The organism is Paraburkholderia sp. Ac-20342, from assembly GCF_017104985.1.
In the GTDB taxonomy this organism is placed as follows: domain Bacteria; phylum Pseudomonadota; class Gammaproteobacteria; order Burkholderiales; family Burkholderiaceae; genus Paraburkholderia.
This window is the reverse complement of the sequence record NZ_JAAGPQ010000123.1, coordinates 1-18,711: the sequence shown is the minus strand read 5'-3', so window position 1 is coordinate 18,711 and position 18,711 is coordinate 1. Positions and strand designations below refer to the sequence as shown.

The following is an 18,711-nucleotide window of genomic DNA, read 5'->3' as shown; positions in this document are numbered from 1 at the left end:
CGCGCGCGCGAGCAGGTCGACGCCCTGGCGCAGCGCGCTCACGCAGGCGCTCGCGTGCGGCATGAAGAGCTGTCCCTCGCGGGTCGGCACCGCGCCGTGGCGGCCGCGCTCGAACAGCTTCACGCCGAGAATCGCCTCGAGCTCAGCGACCGTCTTCGACACGGCCGGCTGCGTGATGGACAGGCTGTCCGCCGCCCGCTGGACGCTGCCGAACTGCGCGACGGCCAGAAAGCACTGGAGATGACGGAATTTGACGCGGCTATCCGCGAGGCTTCGTTGCATAACGTGAGGTTATACGAAACGGGTGAAAACGTCATTTTGCATAACCGCCGGCTTTGGATAAAGTTCCTGTCACAACGTCGCCCCCCACGATTCCTCCCACGGAGACACTTCATGGAAGATTCTTCCCTCACCCCGCGCGAGTTCGCGTCCCATCCCGCTTACGTCTATCCCCAGTACGGTTCGTCGGTCAAACGCGGTCCCACCCGCCCGCTGATCCCGCTGAAGGAAAAGCTGCGCGACCAGCGCGTGCCGGTCTACGGCACCGAGGACCTCGGCGCGCTCGACCACGATCTGACGCGCAACGCGGTGCGCAACGGCGAGCCGCTCGGCGAGCGCATCATCGTGACGGGCCGCGTGCTCGACGAAGGCGGCCGCCCGGTGCGCAACACGCTCGTCGAAGTGTGGCAGGCGAACGCGGCCGGCCGCTACGTGCACAAGGCCGACCAGCACGACGCGCCGCTCGACCCGAACTTCCTCGGCGCGGGCCGCTGTCTCACCGACAACGAAGGCCGCTACCGCTTCCTGAGCATCAAGCCGGGCGCGTATCCGTGGGGCAATCACCCGAACGCCTGGCGTCCGCAGCACATCCACTTCTCGCTGTTCGGCGACCACTTCGGCTCGCGTCTCGTCACGCAGATGTACTTCCCCGGCGACCCGCTGCTCGCGTTCGACCCGATCTACCAAGGCACACCGGAACATGCCCGTGAGCGCATGATCGCGAAGTTCTCGCTCGACACCACCCAAGAGGCTTATGCGCTCGGCTACGATTTCGACATCGTGCTGCGCGGCCCGAACGAAACCCCGATGGAGCGCTAAGCCATGACGACCCTCAAGCAAACGCCTTCGCAAACCGTTGGCCCGTACTTCGCCTACGGTCTTTGCCCGCAGCAATACGACTTCGACTACAAGAGCCTGTTCACGCACGTCCTCGCCGACATGGAAGCGGCCGGCGAGCACATCACGATCGTCGGCCAGGTGTTCGACGGCGACGGCAACGCGGTCGGCGACGCGATGGTCGAGATGTCGCAGGTCGATTCGAACGGCCACTATCCGGAATCGCGCGAGGAAATCCTGAAGACCGGTTTTCACGGCTTTGCGCGCGTCGGCACGGGCACGGACCCGCACAAGCGCTTTATCGTCGAGACGGTGAAGCCGGGCCGCGCGAACCCCACCGAAGCGCCGCACATCAACGTGATCCTGACGATGCGCGGCATGCTGCTGCACACGTTCACGCGCATCTACTTCGAAGACGAAGCCGAGGCAAACGGCCAGGACGCCGTGCTGGCGTCGGTGCCGGCCGAGCGCCGCAACACGCTGATCGCGCGTCGCGAACCGGGTGCGGCGAACGTCTACCGCTTCGACATCCGCATGCAGGGCGATAAGGAAACCGTGTTTTTTGATCTGTGAAGCGGTTTTTTCACACTTTCATATCGCTTTCAATTACACTCGACGTGATCCGTCAAGCGACTGGATCGTGAAACTCCGAGTAGTAAGAGTTGAGCCCGCCTTTAAGCGGGCTTTTTTTTGGCTTTCGCTTTTTTGCCGCGATGCCGGGTGGCGCGCTCAGCAACGGAAATGTTCGATGCTTTGTCCCGCGTAAATCGCGCGCGCGAGCCAGGCGGGTTTATCGCCGCGACCATCCCACGTATTGCCGAACGCGTCGCGGTACTTCACCGCGCTGGCGGCTTTCTCGTCGGCTTCGAGCGATTCGGCCAGCGCTTCGAGTGTGATGTCGTAGTCGTCCATGCGTCGGCGAATCCACGCGACCATGCGCTCGCGCACATTCTCATCGTGTTCGAACAGTCGTTGTTGCCGTTCTTGCTCTTTCATAGCGTATTGGTATCGCAGCAGCCTGCTGGCGTTAGACAACCGGGAATTTCGCAAAACAACGCGAAGCCCGTGTTCGATTCAGAGGAAGCAAGGCAATTCGCGGGGTAATCCACTCAGTAATCCGAATGCACAGCCTTTTCAAGGATGCGTGAAAACCCGCATCTGCCAGCCATGCCTGTTTGATTGCCGATGGAAGCGCCTGAACCGGAACACGGAGATCGGACGCATTCGCCGCCGGGCGGTTCGAATTACACCTTTGAATTGCGTCCCCGAACTACGCCCCGGCCTCGCCTCACGGGTTCGAGGGAGCGGCGGCGTATGGAAGGCCATTCTAGCATTGGGCTTATTTCGCCCGTAGCAAAGGACTCTTGCCTTTGCCGCCGATTGTTCGGCTGATGTCTCTATGTCCCCTTATGTCCCTTTCAGCGGGCATGACTTCAGCCGCGTTCCCGCCAGACAATGCGATACTCCACACCCCGGCCCTCACAAGCCGCCCCGCTCGGCCCGTCACGCCAGCGCTTCGAGCGACGGGACCACCTCACAGGAGACACGACCATGCCCGCTTCGACCGCCGTCCTCACGATTCTCGCCGCGCTGCTGCTGGGCGCGATGAGTCCCGGGCCGAGCTTCGTCATCGTCGCACGCAATGCGATCGGCCTGTCGCGCGGCGACGGTCTGGCGACGGCGCTCGGCATGGGCATCGGTGGCGTGTTCTTCAGCGGCATCGCGCTGCTCGGCCTCTATACACTGCTCGCGACGGTCGCATGGCTGTACGTCGGCCTGAAAATCGCCGGGGGCGTCTACCTCGTCTACCTCGCCTCGAAAATCTGGCGCGGCGCCGCGAAGCCGCTCGCCTTCGACGCCACGCAAAGCGGCGCCGGCAATCCGCGCAAATCGTTCTGGATCGGCCTTAGCACGCAGCTCAGCAATCCGAAAACAGCCATCTACTACGGCAGTATCTTCGCCGCGCTGCTGCCGCAGCATCCGCCGGTGTGGTGCTACTTCGCGCTGCCGCCCGCGATCTTCGCGATCGAGGCCGGCTGGTACACGATCGTCGCGCTGTGCTTTTCGAGCAGGCGTCCGCGCGAAATCTATCTGCGCTGGAAGGCGTGGATCGACCGCATCGCCGCGAGCGCGGTCACGGCACTCGGGTTGCGCCTGATTCTGAACGCGCACAAGGTGGGAATCTGAGCGATGCATGGGCGCGCGCCGTTCGTAGCGCGCGCCCCGCGCGTCAGCCCTTGCCTTCCGCCTTGATGCGCGCCCGCAGTTCGAACTTCTGGATTTTCCCCGTCGACGTCTTCGGCAATTCCCCGAAACGCACCGCCTTCGGCAATTTGTAGCCGGCCAGAAACAGCCGGCAGTGCGCGATGATGTCTTCCTCGGTCGCCTGCGCGCCTTCCTTCAGTTCGATGAACGCGCACGGCACTTCGCCCCACTTCGGATCGGCCATCGCGACCACCGCCGCGACCGATACCGCCGGATGGCGATACAGCGTGTCCTCGACCTCGATGCTCGAAATATTCTCGCCGCCCGAGATGATGATGTCCTTGCTGCGGTCGCGAATGCGGATATAGCCGTCGGGCGTGCGTACGCCAAGATCGCCGGTATGGAACCAGCCGCCGCGAAACGCCGCTTCGGTCGCGCGTTCGTTCTTCAGATAGCCCTTCATGCAGATGTTGCCGCGAAACATGATCTCGCCGAGCGTTTCGCCGTCGTCCGGCACCGCTTCGAGCGTGTCCGGGTCGAGCACCGCGACGGCCGCCTGCAGGTGATAACGCACGCCCTGGCGCGCGGTCAGATCGGCGCGCGTGTTTTCGTCGAGCGCATCCCACGCGTCCTGCTTCGCGCAGACGGCCGCCGGCCCATAGGTTTCGGTGAGGCCGTACACGTGCGTCAGATCGAAGCCGATCTCCCTCATCTTCGCGATCACCGCGGGCGGCGGCGCCGCGCCCGCGACCATCGTCGAGACGCGATGCTCGATACCCTCGCGCCACTCGGCCGGCGCATTGGCGAGCGCGTTCTGCACGATCGGCGCGCCGCAGTAATGCGTGATGCGCTCGCGGCGAATCAGTTCGAACACGGTCTTCGCATCGAACTTGCGCAGGCAGACGTTGACGCCCGCGCGCGCGGCGACGGTCCACGGAAAGCACCAGCCGTTGCAGTGAAACAGCGGCAGCGTCCATAGATAGACCGCGTGCTTCGGCATGTCCCATTCGAGGATATTGCTGAGCGCATTCAGATACGCGCCGCGATGGTGATAGACCACGCCCTTCGGATCGCCGGTCGTGCCCGACGTGTAGTTGAGCGCGATCGCATCCCATTCGTCGGCGGGCCGGGTCCACTCGAAGGCCAGGTCGCCCGCTTGCAGGAACGCTTCGTAGTCGGTCGCGCGGATAAACTGCGCGGCGTCGGCGGGCTGAGCGTCGGCCACGCTGATCACGAGCAGCCCGGGAAACTCGAGCGCGGCGCGATGCGCGAGCTCGCCGTATTCGGTATCGACGATCAGCACCTTCGCCTCGCCGTGGCGCAGCATGAACAGCAGCGAGGCGACGTCGAGCCGCGTATTGAGCGTGTTGAGCACGGCACCCGCCATCGGCACGCCGAAGTGCGCCTCGATCATCGGCGGAATGTTGGGCAGCAGCGCGGCGACCGTATCGCCACGGCCAATGCCGGCCTCGCGCAGCGCGCTCGCGAGCCGCCGCGCGCGTTCGTAGGTCTCGCTCCAGCTGCGGCGAATCTCCCCGTGGACGATCGCGAGCCGCTCGCCGTACACCTGCGCGGCGCGCGCGAGGAAGTCGATTGGCGTGAGCGGGACATAATTGGCCTCGCGCTGCTCGAGACCGTCGTCGAACCTGTGCTTCGTCATTGCATCGTCTCCTGAGGCGCGAGCCGCGCCGCCGATTGTTCTGGTTGATGAGCTGGCTTCGCTATTGTCGGCGTGAACTGCCCGTCATTCAAATAGCAGCGTAGCGTGCTCGAACCGGCCCGGCCAGTACGGCTTCCAGGCCGTTTGCTGCCGATCAATGGCGCTCCGCCCGCCGGCTTTGCGCGACGACCACTCGAAGAAACCCCTGCATGACTTCACACGCCCGCCATTCCATTGTGCGGGAATTGAAAAAGCCGTCGCCGGAATAATCCGGTGACGGCTTTTCCACGAGTCTATATCGAGACGCCGCGCGACACGTCCGCGCAGCGCAAACGAACGCGCTAATCCAGGCGCACACCGCCGCGACGTGTCGCGCGCCGTTCGAGAACGGCATCCGTCTTGAACAGCGCGAACATGATCGCGGTCAGCACACCGGATTTTTTCCAGCGCAAATAATAGCGATGCGCGGTCTGATACGGCACATGATGCTCGGGCATCGCGCTCCACGGCGCGCGCGCGTGCAACACCCACATCACGCTATCCAGCACGCGGCGCAGATCGATCGGCGGACGTCCGCGACGTGGCCCCTCGTTCAGCGATTCAGGCAGCAGCGGCTCGACCCGCAGCCATTGCTCGTCGGTTAACTCCTGAACGGCGGGCCAGGCCGTCAGCGGTTCGGAAGAAGGAATATTCATGCATAAAAGCGCGGCGCGCTCGCGCACAACGTGTATGCGAGCGTCTCTGCGAAACAATATCTATAGCGAATATTTTTGAGACTACTCGAACCGAGCCTGGGCAAAGGTCAATTCTTGTTAATCGCGCGAGTGCAATTGTCAAAAAACACAATAAGTTATTGCACCGCTGCATGAAGGGTGCAATGCGAGTCGTGGTCTATCATCGGCGCGCCCGGCGCCGCGGCCCGCCCGCGAGCGCCGTGTCCAAACGAAAAAATCCACCCATCCACACGCAGGAAAACCAGTGAGACATCTCTGCTTTCTCAAGACCGCCGCAGTCGTGGGCGGAGCCGCCCTCGCCATGACGTCGGAGCAGGCTTGCGCGCAAAGTTCGATCACGCTGTACGGCGTCGCCGACGTCAGCGTGCGCTATCTGACGAACTCGAACGCCCGGAACGACAACCGCCTGTACATGACGAACGGCGCGATCACCAATAGCCGCTGGGGTCTGCGCGGCTCGGAAGACCTGGGTCACGGCATGAAGGCGATCTTCGATCTGGAAAGCGGCATCAACCTGCAGGACGGCTCGGCATCGGACAGCCATCGCATCTTCAACCGCAACGCGTACGTGGGCCTGAGCAGCCCGTACGGCACGCTCACGCTCGGTCGCCAGAAGACGCCGCTGTTCGATCTGCTCGGCGATACCTACGACCCGCTCACGGTCGGTAACTACAACGAGAACTCGTGGTTGCCGGGCGCGCTCGGCGCGGGGCTCTACGCCGACAACGCGGTCAAATATAGCGGCACGTTCCAGGGCCTGACGGTGGCCGCGATGTACTCGTTCGGCACGAACTCGACCTCGACCGGCGAGGACGGCTTCTCGGGCCAGGTGCCGGGCCATCTCGGCGCCGGCAATATGTACGGCTTCACGCTGTCGTACGTGGCGGGTCCGCTGTCGGTCGCGGCCGGCGTGCAGCAAAACAGCGACAACGGCAATCGCAAGCAGACCGTCTTCAATGCCAACGCGGTTTATGCGTTCAGCGCGGCGAAGCTGTACGTCGGCTATCTGCATTCGAAGGACGACACGGGCTTCGTCGACAGCGCGCTCGCGCAGCAGACGCTCGTGCCGGGTGTCGATATCGTCCAGGGCTCGGGGCGCATCGACAACGGCCCGTTCGCCGGCGTCACGTGGCAGGCCACGCGCGCGCTCACGCTGACGGGCGCGGCGTACTACGACCATATGTCGAACGCGGCAATCGGCAACGGCGAACTGGGCAGCGGCTATCGCTACACGTTCGTGGCGTTGGCCGAGTACGCGCTGTCGAAGCGCACCGAGGTGTACGGCACCGTCGACTTCGACAAGGTGTCGGGCGCCGCATCGGTCGAACTGCCGGGCCGCAACAACCAGACCGGCATCGCGCTCGGTCTGCGAACGATTTTCTGACGCGGATGGGGCCCGCGCAGGCCCCTCTCGCGGCATAAAAAAACCCGGTATCCGTTGTGGCGGATACCGGGTTTTTTGCGTCGACTCGCCGGATCGGCAAGCGACGCGCACATAAAAAAGGTGCCGCGAACGGCACCCTTTTCTACTGCATGAACTACAGGCTTCTGCGGAAGCTTAGAAGCGGTGACGCAGGCCGACCGTAGCAGCCGTCTGGTTCTTCGACGACGACGTCGGAACCGAGTTGTCGCCGCTGTAGATCGAAGCCACGCCGCCGTCGCCCATTGCGTGCTGGTACACGGCCTGAGCGTAGACGTCGGTGCGACGCGACAGCGAGTAGTCAGCCTGCAGGCCGATCTGGTGGTAACGGGTCTTCATGTCGTTACCGTCGGCGTTGACGCCGTAGCCGCGTGCGTCGGTGAACGTGTACGCGATGCCGAGGCCGAGAGCCGGGGTCAGGTTGTACTTGCCGTTGATTTCGTAGTTGTTGGTGTAGCCTTGACGCTGACCGTCCGCTGCGCCGACCAGGTTGTCGACGCGCGATTGCGTCCAGGCCACGCCGACCAGCGCCGGGCCGAAGCCGTACGAAGCTGCCGCGCCGAACTGACGCTGACGGAAGTTGCCTTCCAGAACGCCCGAGGTGTTCGCCAGCACGCCGTCCGATGCGCCGCCGTTGCCGTTCGGGTTGTTCTGTTGCGCGTAGGCAGCACCGAGGTGCAGGCCTTGCCACTGGTATGCAGCACCCAGGCTGTACTGGCGGTTGTTCGCGAATGCGCCAGCCTGGTTCGAGAAGCCGTACGTGCCGCCGAACGTGAAGCCTGCGTAGTTAGCGCTCGAGTACTTGATCGAGTTGTTGACCGACAGACCGCCGTTGGTGTTCAGGTTGTCGTTGTTGAACGGGTGCGCGAACGACGTGCCGCCCCAGCTGCCCGTTGCGGTCAGCGGCGCGAGGTAGTCCTGCACTGCGTCGTACTGGCGACCCAGCGTGACCGTACCGAATTGCGCGCTCGACAGGCCGACGAATGCCTGACGGTTAAACATGCCGTTGTTGTTGGCGAACTTGCCGTTGTTGATGTCGAAGCCGCTTTCCAACGTGAAGATTGCCTTCAGACCGTTGCCCAGGTCTTCCGAACCGCGCAGGCCGAACATGCTCTGGCTGATGCCGCCGCTACCTGCTGCCCACTTGGAATGGCCAGCAACGTTGCTGGTGTACGTCAGGCCCGCGTCGAGCACACCATACAGGGTCACGCTGCTTTGTGCGTGAGCGACCGATGCGACCGATGCGGCAGCCGCGACGACGATAAGACTCTTTTTCATGGGAACTCCAATTCGAAAAATTTTCACGGGGAGCAGGACTTGCCTCGGCAGCGGGACGCATCGCATCTGCTGCCGCCTTGTCGGCCGAACGCTCGGATCGACGGGGCACCCTTCAAGCGAAGCGTGAGTGTAGGTGGACACCCTAATAGCGACGCGGGTAGTTTGCGCAACAGGATTTTTCAAAATTCGCAACAATGTTCGGGCAGGTGGCGTTAAGTAGTTGTTTTTCCGACGTTTATTGCAAAATAATGACAGGAGTTCGGCTGCCTTAGCCAAAATCAACTTTCAACATCTCAATCTTCGAAGTTGCGTGTTTGCAACGCTCTTTAATACGCGTGACGTAATCGGGTCGGAACGATTCGTGAATATCGCCGACTAATTTTTTGTAATAAAAGGCGATTGAAGAGAGGGTTTTGGGCGGCGTGCGAAATTTATTTTTTAATTCCGGGAACTTAGTAAAGTTAATGCTGTCATTTTCGCGATAAGACCCACGACGTCGAAATTACCGAATGGATTGCGACGCAATCCATTTATTTCACGATTACATGCGGATACTCGCGTATCGGCTATGCGCTGCGTGCAGGCAAGCCCGCTCAGCCTCGCTGCTCAATGCTCCCGGCTTCCGCCGGTTCAGACGCGGCTGCCAAAAAAAACCGCCTTCACGGCGGTTTTTCTGATTCTGGCTTCGGTTCGCGGTTTTTCCGCGCCGATTAAGGCTTGCGTGCCGCGCACGAAGAAGCCTTCAGCACGGGTGTTGCCCGGAGGTGAATTGCGACGCCGACCGTCGCGTGACAAAACCCGTGCTGAAAGCGGATGGCCTACGTCAATAAGCCTTCCCGTCTTTATTTAACGGCCTGACTGCCGTGGTTTTCACACGGAGTTTCCCTGATTCCACGGTCTCCCGGCTTATGGTCGGCGCTACGGGTGCCTGGGCGCGCCCCCGTCTTCGGGAAGATGATGCGCGCTGCTCCGTGACACACCGCCGAACGCCTGGTGACGATCGAGCCGCGAGCCCCGCGCGTCATCCGTCGATACCGCGAGGAACGGCTCCAGCCCGAAAAGCCACGCAAAACAGAAAGCGGCTCGCGTCAGTGCCCGCGCCGGCCGTTGCGGCATGTCTTCGCCGGCGCCGTCGAGCGGCGTGCTCGCCAACGGCTGGGATGGGATCGTCTCGGCGGCGGTATGGTCAGCTCGCATGATGGTTCTCGTTATTGATATGGTGTGGAAGCCGACCTGTCACCAACGACATGCCATTCTCCGGGCAACGGATTCTTCGTCCCGTTTGAAACAAGACTATCGTCACGCAAGGTGCCGCTCTGTGCGCTGGCCCGCCAAAGAAGGCGATGGAGTCGGCGGGTGGAATGCAGGGAAGCTGCGCCTTCGCTCAGGCGCACTGTCCGAGGCCCGATGCCGGCCAGTCACGCCGTGTCGCCACGCTGTCTTGTCGCGGCACGAGCCGCCCGCGCCGCAAGCCGGCATTTCCAGGCCGGTCAAGCTCGTCGGCTCGTCGATTGTCATGGTATATCCATGCAGTGCGGCCCCATCCGCCGACCCGGTGCCGCGCCCGCCGTCCCGCTGTCCATTCTCAAACGCCTATCGAAGGACTTCCGCCGATGCAGAGCCCGCTGATCGCCTATACGCCGCCCTCTTCCTACGTCAGCCATGCCGCCGCGTTCCGGAGCGGCGCGACGAGCCCGCTCGCGCTGCTGGAAACCGGGCTCGCGCGCCTCGATGCCCGCGAGCACGAGGTTCGCGCGTTCGTCGCGCTGGCCCTCGAACGCGCGCGCGCCGAGGCGCAACGCTCGACGCAACGCTGGCTCGACGGCAAGCCGCTGTCGCCGCTCGACGGCATCGCGATCGGCGTCAAGGACATCATCGAAACGGCGGACCTGCCGACCGCCCAAGGCTCGCCGATGTGGACCGGCACGCAGACGCGGCGCGATGCGGCCAGCGTGCAGGCGTTGCGCCAGGCTGGCGCGATCATCGTCGGCAAGACCTCGACGGCCGAATTCGCGGCCACCGAAATGTTCTCGAGCACGGCCAACCCTCACGATCCGCAGCGCACGCCCGGCGGTTCGAGCGCCGGATCGGCCGCGGCGGTCGGCGCGGGCTTCGTGCCGCTCGCCCTCGGCAGCCAGGTAGTGGGTTCGACGATCCGGCCGGCCAGCTATTGCGGCTGCATCGGCTTCAAGCCGACCTATGGCGCACTGAACCGCAGCGGCAGCTTCGACCACCTGAGCCACAGCGCCGCCGGCCTGCTCGGCACGACGCTCGACGACGTCTGGGCAGCGGCTCGCGCCATCGCCTCGCGGGTCGGCGGCGATCCCGGCCATGCGGGTCTCATGGGCCCCGACAGCTTGCCGGACGCGCGCGCGCCGCGCCGCCTCGTGCTGCTCGAAACCGCGGGCTTGAGCGCGGCGACGCCCGGCGCGCGTGCGGCGCTCGATGCCGCGGCGGCCTGGCTGCGCGAACGCGGCGTGGAAGTCGTCACCCGCGCGCAGGCAGAGGTGGTCGAACAATTCGAACGGGAGCTGGCAGACGGCCTGCTGGAACTGACGCTGTCGATCATCGCGTGGGAATCGCGCTGGCCGCTCGAAGGCTACGCTCAGACCAACGCGAGCGCGATTAGCCATGCGCTGCTGCGGCGCCTCGCCAATGCCACGGCGATGACCCAGCACGACTATGCGGCTGCGCTCGCGCGCCGCGCGAGGCTGCGCGACACGTTCGCCGAGCTGATGGCGAACTGCGACGGCGTCGTGACGCTCGGCGCGACCGGCGCCGCGCCACGCGGCTTCACGTCGACAGGCAACCCCGGCTTCGCGGTGCCGGCATCGATCCTCGGCGTTCCCGCGCTGACGCTGCCGGCGCTGCGCGACGAGAACCTGCCGCTCGGGCTGCAGTTCATCGGCGCGGCCGGCGAGGATGCCGCGCTGTTTTCGCTGGCCCGCTGGTTCGTGAACGAGGCTGCGGGGCGATGATCCGTAACCGCATAGTCGGCATTGCAAATGCTTTTGCAATCAATCGATGAGGAATATGAAATAAGGCGGTCATGGACGAGTCACCCGGTTCGATTAAAAAGAACAACCCGCCCCGAAAACGGGCGACGGGCCGGATCTCTCCAAACAACTGCAGAAAAGGATCACCGAACCATGGGCAAGTACAAAGTCAAACTCGGCGAAGGGGCTGCCTTGGACGAAGAAGGAACCATGTCCGGGCATGCGCGCATGGTTGACGGCGAAGAAGACCATCCGGTTCGCAACGGCGAGGATTTCACGTCGAAGGCGGCGACCGTCGGCGTGGTGGTCGTGGGCGCCGCGCTGTTCGAGGCGGCTCTGATTCCGGGCATTCTGATCGGCGCGGCCGCGGTTCTGGCGCCCAAGTATCTGCCGAAACTGGGCGAGCGCGTACAGCCGTTGTTCAACAGCACGGTGCGCGGGGCCTACAAGTTCGGTCGCAAGGCGCGTTCGGCCGTCGGCGAGGTGCGCGAGCACGTGAGCGATATCGCGGCTGAGGTGCACGCCGAAGAAGCCGCGGCGGCGGACGGAATCGCGCCGGCCGTCGAGCCCGCCAAAGCCTGATTCCGCCGCTTTGCAGCGCCAGCACGTTGCCTGGGTGCCGTTCCAACCGGCAGGAAGGACTGCACCCTTTCTCCTGCCCCACGTCGATCTTTCATGAGTCAAGTTCCCCACTCTGGTGCCGCTCACCATGACGCCGCGCCTGCGGTAACGAACGATCCGCAGCCGCGGCCGGAAGCGTCACCGACGCCGCCGGCGCAGGAGAGCCGTGCCGCCGAACCGGCCAGGAAAAAGAAGCACGTGATCCGTATCGAGCACAAGGTGCCGGGACGCGTGCGCATGCGTATTCCTGGCGCGAAGCACAATCCCGCGTATCTGGAGATGTTCCAGAACGTCTTCATGTCGATTCCCGGCATCACCAAGGTCAAGGCCAAGCACGATACCGGCAGCATCGTGATCCATTACGACCTGAAGCGGGAACGCGAATTCCAGGCGCATTTCCATCACTACTGTGCGCAGAACGACATGTCGGTGCACGCCGCGCTGCCCGGTGATGAAATCGGCGAGATTGCGAAGAAGATCGAAGCCGAGGCCGAGTTCCTGGCCGAGCGCTCCCATACGGTGCGCGTGGCGGTCGACACGATCAGGAAGCTCGACTACCAGATCAAGTCGTTGAGCGGCAACACCATCGATCTGAAGATCGTTCTCGTGGCCGGGCTGGCCGTCGTGACCTTCGCCGAAATCGGTGCCGAGGCGGCGACCCCCATGTGGGTGACGCTTGCGTTGTTCGCCGCCAATCATTTTGTCGAGTTGAAACACGAAGGGCACGCGGCGCCAGCGGCCGCGCCGATGTCTTCGGCCGCACGCTGAGCCAACCGGAAGCCACATGGAATTTTCCATCCGTCACGCGATCCCCGGTCGCGTGCGCCTGCACGTGCCCGTGCTGTGCGCACCGTCCCCGCTCGCCGAATCCGCGCTGTCGTGGCTCAAACAACAGGATTTCATCGACGACGCCTGCATCAAATACGATTGCGCGAGCCTGATTATTCATTACGAGCCCGCGAAACTCGACGAGGTCGATGCACTGCTCGAAATGCTCGAAGGCTTCAGCCTGGCCGATCTCGGGCAACTGCTCCAGTACCTCGATCCGACCGGCGGCGCGCGCGCGGTCGGTGCCGCGCGCAGTCAGACGGTGCCGGAGCGGCCGCGCTGGCCGTTGGCGTTGCCGAGTCTGTCGCTGGCCATGGCGTTCTCGTCGAATCCCGTGCTGTTCGCGCTCAACGTCCCGTTGATGCTGCACAACGCATTCCCGATCTTCAGGCGTGCCTGGCATGTCTGGCGTACCGAGCAGCGTCTGAACGTCGACTTCCTCGATACGCTGGCGATTTCGGTGTCGATCGGCCAGGGCAACATGGTGACGGGCGGCGTGATTACCTGGCTGATCCGCCTTGGTGACTGGATTCGCGATCTGACCGCGGCCGGCTCGAAGCGCGCCGTGACCGAGCTGCTCGAATTCCAGAGCAAGACGGCCTGGGTGGTGCGCGACGGCGAAATCGTCGCCGTTCCGGCGACCGAACTCGCGGTCGACGATTCAGTGGTGGTCTATCCGGGGGAGATGATTCCGGTCGACGGCGAAATCACCCACGGCCACGGCATGATCGATCAGAAGACGATCACGGGCGAAGGCTTGCCGGTGTCGCGCAAGGCCGGCGAAGCGGTATTCGCGGCCACGGTGCTGCGCGAGGGGCAACTGACGCTGCGCGCGCTGCGCGTCGGCGCGCAAACCACTGCCGGTCAGATCGCGCACCTGGTCGACTCCGCGCCGATCGGCGACACGCGCATGCAGAACCACGCGGAACGCTTCGCCGACCGCCTCGTGATGCCGACGCTCGGCCTCGCGATCGGCACGGCGCTGCTGTCGCGCGATTTCAACCGTTTCCTGTCGCTCGTGATCGTCGACTTCGGCACCGGCATTCGCGTCGCGGCGCCGACCGCCGTGCTGTCGTCGATGACGCACGCCGCGCGCGCCGGCATCGTGATCAAGAGTGGCGGCCATATGGAAAAGCTGGCGCAAGTCGATACCGTGGTATTCGACAAGACCGGCACGCTGAGCGTCGGCACGCCTCATGTGGTGCAGATGCAGTCGTTCATGCCGAATATTTCGTCAGAGCATCTGCTCGAACTCGCGGTGGCGGCCGAAACGCATCTGCAGCACCCGGTGGCCGAGGCGCTGCGCGAGAAAAGCCGCGAACTGCGGCTATTGCCGCCGCCTTGCGATGAGACCGAATACCGGATCGGCCTCGGCGTGGAAGGCCAGGTCAACGGCTATTACATGCATGTCGGCAGCGAGCGCTTTCTGCGCCAGAACGAAATTCGCGTCGACCACATCGCGGCCGAGCGCACGGCGATCGACGCGCGCGGCTGCTCGAGTCTGTACGTGGCGATCGACGGCAAGCTGGCCGGACTGATCGCCTACGAAGACCGGATTCGCCCGGAGAGCCGGGACATCGTCGAGACGCTGCACCGCATGGGCATTCGCGACACGATCATGCTGACCGGCGACAACGCCGTAGTCGCGCGCGCGGTGGGCGAGCGCGTCGGGCTGACCCGTCAGGTGGCCAACATGATGCCCGCCGACAAGGCCGAGGTGATCTTGCAGTTGCAGCGGGAAGGGCGCGTCGTGGCGATGGTCGGCGACGGCATCAATGATTCGCCCGCGCTCAGCTTTGCCGATGTCGGCATCGCGATGAAATACGGCGCGGATATCACGCACGAGTCGGCCGACGTGGTGCTGATGGAAGATTCGCTGTGGAAGCTCATCAAGGCCATCGAGATTTCGCGTGGCGCGGTGGGCCTTATCAAGCAGAACTATGGAATCGTCGCGGCGATGAACGCGGTCGCCCTGGGACTGGCCCTGCCCGGCGGGCTGGTCAGCCCCGAGATCACGGCCGTCATCAGCAACGGCTCGGCGATCGTTGCCAGCCTGAACGGCATTCGACCCGCGTTGCGCCGCTCATGAAACCGTCCGCACCGGCCAGGACCGGCCACGCCATGACCTCGCAACATCGGCGCGAACTGAGCGCGGCGGTGGATAGGCTCGAACATCCGCACTTTGCCGCGCGGCTGGCCGATTATGCCGGCCAGCCGCTCAATGCGCTGGTCGAGCATTTTCCGGGCGGCCTCAACCGGCGCATGCGCGAGGTCGTGCAGTCGGCGATTTTCCGTTGCCTGGAGCTGGCGATCAACTCGCTGGACGAAGGCCCCGACGCGGTGGGCAGCGCATGGATGAGCAAGCTGATGATCGGCGCGGCCGGTGGCATCGGCGGCTTTTTCGGGGTGATGGCGCTACCGGTGGAATTGCCGTTGACCACCGCGTTGATGCTGCGCGCCATCGCCGAGATTGCGCGTGCCGAAGGCGAGGATCTGAGCCGGCTCGAGACCCGCCTCGCCTGTCTCGAGGTGTTCGCGCTCGGCACGCACGATACGCTGGGCCGACGCAATGAACTGAACGCCGGTTACTACGCCACGCGCCTGATGTTGACGAAACTGACCGTCGACGTGGCCGCGCTCATTTCGGAGCGGGGAGCGGTCAATGCCTCGACGCCGATCGTCGCCAAGCTGGTCGGCGAAATCGTCGGGCGTTTTGGCCTGATGGCGGCGGATATGTCGGCGGCCAGCATGGTGCCGGTACTCGGCGCGGTGGGCGGCGCCACCTTGAACGTCATTTTTGCGGATCACTTTCACCGTGTCGCGCGCGGACATTTCACGATCAGGCGTCTGGAACGCATCTACGACAGCGAGACCGTTCGTCATGCATATCAACAGTGCTTACAAGTGCCTGCGCCCCGGTTGCCGGCGAAGCGCGCGTCCTGACTTCGGCCTGGCGTAATGGTCAGCAAGCCGCCGAGGGGCTCCGACGCAACCGCGGCGCGGTTCGCGGTCGACCTGCGCCGCATCGAGCTCAGACGCATGCGCTGGCTGGCGGGCGGCTTGCTGCTTCTGATGCTGATCCTGTTCGTCGCGACTTCGATCGCGATAGCGCGGATGCACTGGCCCTGGCTCGCCTATGTCCATGCGTTTACCGAAGCGGCGATGGTCGGCGCCTGCGCCGACTGGTTCGCGGTCGTGGCGCTGTTCCGTCATCCATTCGGCGTACCGCTGCCGCATACCGCGGTGATCGCGCGGCACAAGGTGCGGATCGGCGAGAGTTTCGGCGCTTTTGTCGCGAGCAATTTCCTGACGCCCGCGGAAGTGACGGGCCGCCTCGAAGCGATTGACGCGGCGGGCTGGGCGGCACGCTGGATTCGCGCTCCCGAGCATGCCGCGCAGGTTGCCGACCGTTTGCAGCATCTGTTTCCCTTGCTGCTCGACTCGCTGGGTAGTCGCGAAGTGCGCGACTACAGTCTCGGCCTCGTGCGCAAAGGCATCGATTCCATTGCCGCGGCGCCGCTGCTCGGCCGCTTGCTGTCGGTGCTGGTGGCGCGAGGACATCATGAGGCCACGTTCGACACCGCACTGGACCGGGCGCAGGATTTCATCGACGCGCATCAGGACAACATTCGCCGCGCGGTCTCCGGCAGCAGCGCGCGCTGGGTGCCGGGCTGGGTCGACGACAAGGTGACGGACGCGTTCCTCGCCGAGCTGCAAAAAACCATCGACGCGGCGCGCGAGGACCCCGGGCATGTCTGGCGCCGGCAGTACCGCGGCATGCTCGACGGCTTGATGACGCGTCTCGCCGACGACCCGCAACTGCTCGAAGAGGGCGAGCGGATCAAGGCGGAAGTGCTCGACGGCGCGGTGCTGGACGGCTACCTCGAATGGCTGGGCACGGAGGCCGGCGACAGGCTGCAGGTCGAACTGGCGGCGCGCGAGGGGGTGCTGCAGCAAGTCCTCGCGCGTGGCCTCGCGGCAGCCGGCGAGTGGCTCGATACGCATGCCGAGGTCAGCGTGCTGGTCAATCGCTGGGCGCAGCAGCTTGTCTACACCGCAATCGTGCCGAACCGCAGCGAGATCGGCGGCTTTATTTCGGGCGTGGTCGCCCGCTGGGATACCGCGACGCTGATCGACAAGCTCGAACTGCAAGTCGGCAAGGACCTGCAATTCATCCGTATCAACGGGACGCTGATCGGCGGACTGGTCGGATTGGGCATCTTCGTGGCGGAACGTCTGCTGTCGTGAAGCCAGCCCGTCGAGCGCGCAGCCGCCCGGCCGCGGGATGTCATGGCGCTGTCTTTACGGTTGTACAAGATGCAAACGGGTGTGGCCCGGCAACCGCGCCCGAACCCCGCCGTCGTTGCCGCTGCTTTGCTTGCGCGCCGGCCAGCGCCATCGCGCCGATGCACCATCGTCGACCCGAGAGGTAATTGCATGTCAAACCCGCTCCGCCCGATTCCCGCGCAACATGCCGAGGTAACTTCGCCATCGCAGGACGACCCGCTCGACTACCGCCATCAGAAAGAATGGCACCTCGAATCGGGCGAATCGCAGTCGCCGATCGAGATCCGCGGCGAGGACGTCACCCTGGCCGAATGCACGCCCGACGAGAACGACGCGATCGTGATGCACGTGACGGGCGAAGGCGCGAGCGTCGTCGATAACGGCAACACCGTGCAGATCGTGCCGGCGAAGAGCGCCGCGACGATTCGCGGCCGTCACTTCAGGTTGATGCAGGCGCATTTCCACGCGCCGGCCGAGCACACGATCGACGGCCTACGCCATCCGCTCGAAGGGCACTTCGTATTCAAGGCGCAGGACGGCCGGCTTGCGGTAATTGCGGTGCTATATCGCGAGGGGGCCGGCAACGAACAATTCGCCGCGCTCGTGCGCGCCGCGCAGCGCGACGTTCGCGTGCCGCTCGACTCGTTCGACGCCGCCGCGCTCGTGCCGGCCTGCATGAACTGCTACTACCACTATCTCGGCTCGCTGACGACGCCGCCGCTATCCGAAAACGTCGAATGGTACGTGCTGAACGAACCGGTCTCGCTGTCGGGTGCGGACATAGAAGCGTTCCGGCAGCACTATGCGTTCAATGCGCGCGACACGCAGCCGCTAAACGGCCGACCGCTGCTGAAATATACGTTGTGAGTCTGGGGCGATCGGCGCGCAGGACAAACGCGCCGCGCGCAAGAACAGACTCCAGGCGCGCGGCAGCGATGCCGGCTTGACCGGCTCGATCTACGTGATGCCGCGCCGCCGCTTCCCGCGGATACGGCGGCAGCAGCATGGCATGATGCGCGGCTCGCACTGAACCGTGCGAGCACACATGCACCTCTGAACAACGCCAGCGCGTCATTCAAAGGTGCGCGGCTCAATGCTCGGTACTCACGCGCGCCGCCTCGGGGCACACCGGGTCCTTGCCCCAATGCCCGTCGCACACGCGCCAGCGGCACAGCTGATCCTCGAAGAAGCCCCGCTCGCCGCAGGCCTTGACCTGTTCCGCCAGCGTCAGCGGCTTGCCGGTCTGCACCTTCGCCTTCGTCGTATGCACGGCGGCGTCCTTGCCGTTCGCGGGCTTCGTGCGAGCGACCAGCACGGCCAGCAGATCGGCATCGGAATCATCCTTCTGGCCGGTCGCGCGCTTGTCGTGCCGCTTCTTCGCGAGAGCTTCCTCCCTGGCGTTCGCGGCATGCCCGGCGGCCTTCGCTTCGTGCCGGGTTTCGGCAGCCTTGGCCGCATGCTTGTGGTTCGGATTCGCGGACGCGCTGGCAATAGGTACGGTGGGCACGGCGCCGGCGGACGGCGCGCTCGCCCCCGCATCGCGCGCGCCGTCGGCCAGCGCGCGGG

At 64.4% G+C, this 18,711-nt stretch carries 17 protein-coding genes and 1 pseudogene; 11 read left to right on the top strand and 7 right to left on the bottom strand.

The genetic code is table 11. The features are described 5' to 3' along the window. Nucleotides 1-282, bottom strand: a 282-nt coding sequence (locus G3N58_RS31050; RefSeq protein WP_206001094.1) for a LysR family transcriptional regulator, incomplete at its 3' end; no start/stop codon positions are given. A gap of 111 nt (nucleotides 283-393) precedes the next feature. Between G3N58_RS31050 and pcaH the strand changes: the two genes are divergently transcribed. Further along, on the top strand, nucleotides 394-1,098 hold the full coding sequence (gene pcaH, locus G3N58_RS31045; RefSeq protein ID WP_167284912.1) for a protocatechuate 3,4-dioxygenase subunit beta: 705 nt from the start codon (nucleotides 394-396) through the stop codon (nucleotides 1,096-1,098). A 3-nt stretch (nucleotides 1,099-1,101) separates the two neighbouring features. After that, on the top strand, nucleotides 1,102-1,689 hold the full coding sequence (gene pcaG / locus G3N58_RS31040; protein WP_167050131.1) for a protocatechuate 3,4-dioxygenase subunit alpha: 588 nt from the start codon (nucleotides 1,102-1,104) through the stop codon (nucleotides 1,687-1,689). Between the two features lie 156 nt (nucleotides 1,690-1,845). Here the strand turns inward: pcaG and G3N58_RS31035 are convergent, their stop codons facing one another. After that, entirely contained in the window at nucleotides 1,846-2,112 is a 267-nt protein-coding gene (locus tag G3N58_RS31035; RefSeq protein ID WP_167050129.1) for an H-NS family nucleoid-associated regulatory protein, read from the bottom strand. A gap of 555 nt (nucleotides 2,113-2,667) precedes the next feature. Here G3N58_RS31035 and G3N58_RS31030 point away from each other — a divergent pair. Beyond that, nucleotides 2,668-3,303: a LysE family transporter gene (locus tag G3N58_RS31030; RefSeq protein WP_206001093.1), complete on the top strand. Its 636-nt coding sequence runs from the start codon at nucleotides 2,668-2,670 to the stop codon at nucleotides 3,301-3,303. 43 nt (nucleotides 3,304-3,346) lie between these two features. Here G3N58_RS31030 and G3N58_RS31025 read toward each other — a convergent pair whose 3' ends face one another. Together G3N58_RS31025 and G3N58_RS31020 are read right to left on the bottom strand one after the other, a co-directional pair. Continuing rightward, a complete protein-coding gene (locus G3N58_RS31025) occupies nucleotides 3,347-4,981 on the bottom strand; it encodes an acyl-CoA synthetase (protein WP_206001092.1) in 1,635 nt (544 codons plus the stop codon). A 341-nt stretch (nucleotides 4,982-5,322) separates the two neighbouring features. Then, nucleotides 5,323-5,703, bottom strand: a complete 381-nt coding sequence (locus G3N58_RS31020) for a transposase (RefSeq protein ID WP_206001091.1) — start codon at nucleotides 5,701-5,703, stop codon at nucleotides 5,323-5,325. 313 nt (nucleotides 5,704-6,016) lie between these two features. Here G3N58_RS31020 and G3N58_RS31015 point away from each other — a divergent pair, with 313 nt between their 5' ends. Further along, complete coding sequence (locus G3N58_RS31015; RefSeq protein WP_167050161.1) at nucleotides 6,017-7,099, top strand: porin; 1,083 nt, start codon at nucleotides 6,017-6,019, stop codon at nucleotides 7,097-7,099. A gap of 174 nt (nucleotides 7,100-7,273) precedes the next feature. Here G3N58_RS31015 and G3N58_RS31010 read toward each other — a convergent pair whose 3' ends face one another. Together G3N58_RS31010 and G3N58_RS31005 are read right to left on the bottom strand one after the other, a co-directional pair. Then, nucleotides 7,274-8,413 (bottom strand): porin, encoded by a 1,140-nt coding sequence (locus G3N58_RS31010; RefSeq protein WP_167050121.1) that lies wholly within the window; start codon nucleotides 8,411-8,413, stop codon nucleotides 7,274-7,276. 918 nt (nucleotides 8,414-9,331) lie between these two features. Next, on the bottom strand, nucleotides 9,332-9,610 hold the full coding sequence (locus G3N58_RS31005; RefSeq protein WP_205299368.1) for a hypothetical protein: 279 nt from the start codon (nucleotides 9,608-9,610) through the stop codon (nucleotides 9,332-9,334). Nucleotides 9,611-10,026: 416 nt separating this feature from the next. Here G3N58_RS31005 and G3N58_RS31000 point away from each other — a divergent pair, with 416 nt between their 5' ends. The 7 genes from G3N58_RS31000 (at nucleotide 10,027) to G3N58_RS30970 (ending at nucleotide 18,012) form a co-directional block, all read left to right on the top strand. Next, a complete protein-coding gene (locus G3N58_RS31000) occupies nucleotides 10,027-11,391 on the top strand; it encodes an amidase (protein ID WP_206001090.1) in 1,365 nt (454 codons plus the stop codon). 33 nt (nucleotides 11,392-11,424) lie between these two features. Then, the gene (locus tag G3N58_RS30995; protein WP_205299367.1) at nucleotides 11,425-11,991 is read left to right on the top strand and encodes a DUF5132 domain-containing protein; all 567 of its coding nucleotides are present in this window, start codon (nucleotides 11,425-11,427) and stop codon (nucleotides 11,989-11,991) included. A 93-nt stretch (nucleotides 11,992-12,084) separates the two neighbouring features. Then, nucleotides 12,085-12,798 (top strand): HMA2 domain-containing protein, encoded by a 714-nt coding sequence (locus G3N58_RS30990; protein WP_167050117.1) that lies wholly within the window; start codon nucleotides 12,085-12,087, stop codon nucleotides 12,796-12,798. 16 nt (nucleotides 12,799-12,814) lie between these two features. Beyond that, a complete protein-coding gene (locus G3N58_RS30985) occupies nucleotides 12,815-14,947 on the top strand; it encodes a heavy metal translocating P-type ATPase (protein WP_167050115.1) in 2,133 nt (710 codons plus the stop codon). Nucleotides 14,948-15,120: 173 nt separating this feature from the next. Continuing rightward, nucleotides 15,121-15,801: an EcsC family protein gene (locus G3N58_RS30980; protein ID WP_240159373.1), complete on the top strand. Its 681-nt coding sequence runs from the start codon at nucleotides 15,121-15,123 to the stop codon at nucleotides 15,799-15,801. Nucleotides 15,802-15,816: 15 nt separating this feature from the next. Next, entirely contained in the window at nucleotides 15,817-17,106 is a 1,290-nt protein-coding gene (locus tag G3N58_RS30975) for a DUF445 domain-containing protein (RefSeq protein ID WP_206001089.1), read from the top strand. 189 nt (nucleotides 17,107-17,295) lie between these two features. Beyond that, entirely contained in the window at nucleotides 17,296-18,012 is a 717-nt protein-coding gene (locus G3N58_RS30970) for a carbonic anhydrase family protein (RefSeq protein ID WP_167284899.1), read from the top strand. 223 nt (nucleotides 18,013-18,235) lie between these two features. Here the strand turns inward: G3N58_RS30970 and G3N58_RS34350 are convergent. Further along, nucleotides 18,236-18,711: pseudogene (locus G3N58_RS34350) on the bottom strand (hypothetical protein); the annotation flags it as partial.

Excerpts from the sequence above, each read along its gene's own strand:
- pcaH (WP_167284912.1), top strand. The coding sequence starts at position 394 with ATGGAAGATTCTTCCCTCACCCCGCGCGAGTTCGCGTCCCATCCCGCT.
- pcaG (WP_167050131.1), top strand. The coding sequence starts at position 1,102 with ATGACGACCCTCAAGCAAACGCCTTCGCAAACCGTTGGCCCGTACTTC.
- G3N58_RS31035 (WP_167050129.1), bottom strand. The coding sequence starts at position 2,112 with ATGAAAGAGCAAGAACGGCAACAACGACTGTTCGAACACGATGAGAAT.
- G3N58_RS31030 (WP_206001093.1), top strand. The coding sequence starts at position 2,668 with ATGCCCGCTTCGACCGCCGTCCTCACGATTCTCGCCGCGCTGCTGCTG.
- G3N58_RS31025 (WP_206001092.1), bottom strand. The coding sequence starts at position 4,981 with ATGACGAAGCACAGGTTCGACGACGGTCTCGAGCAGCGCGAGGCCAAT.
- G3N58_RS31015 (WP_167050161.1), top strand. The coding sequence starts at position 6,017 with ATGACGTCGGAGCAGGCTTGCGCGCAAAGTTCGATCACGCTGTACGGC.
- G3N58_RS31010 (WP_167050121.1), bottom strand. The coding sequence starts at position 8,413 with ATGAAAAAGAGTCTTATCGTCGTCGCGGCTGCCGCATCGGTCGCATCG.
- G3N58_RS31005 (WP_205299368.1), bottom strand. The coding sequence starts at position 9,610 with ATGCGAGCTGACCATACCGCCGCCGAGACGATCCCATCCCAGCCGTTG.
- G3N58_RS31000 (WP_206001090.1), top strand. The coding sequence starts at position 10,027 with ATGCAGAGCCCGCTGATCGCCTATACGCCGCCCTCTTCCTACGTCAGC.
- G3N58_RS30990 (WP_167050117.1), top strand. The coding sequence starts at position 12,085 with ATGAGTCAAGTTCCCCACTCTGGTGCCGCTCACCATGACGCCGCGCCT.
- G3N58_RS30985 (WP_167050115.1), top strand. The coding sequence starts at position 12,815 with ATGGAATTTTCCATCCGTCACGCGATCCCCGGTCGCGTGCGCCTGCAC.
- G3N58_RS30980 (WP_240159373.1), top strand. The coding sequence starts at position 15,121 with ATGCGCGAGGTCGTGCAGTCGGCGATTTTCCGTTGCCTGGAGCTGGCG.
- G3N58_RS30975 (WP_206001089.1), top strand. The coding sequence starts at position 15,817 with ATGGTCAGCAAGCCGCCGAGGGGCTCCGACGCAACCGCGGCGCGGTTC.
- G3N58_RS30970 (WP_167284899.1), top strand. The coding sequence starts at position 17,296 with ATGTCAAACCCGCTCCGCCCGATTCCCGCGCAACATGCCGAGGTAACT.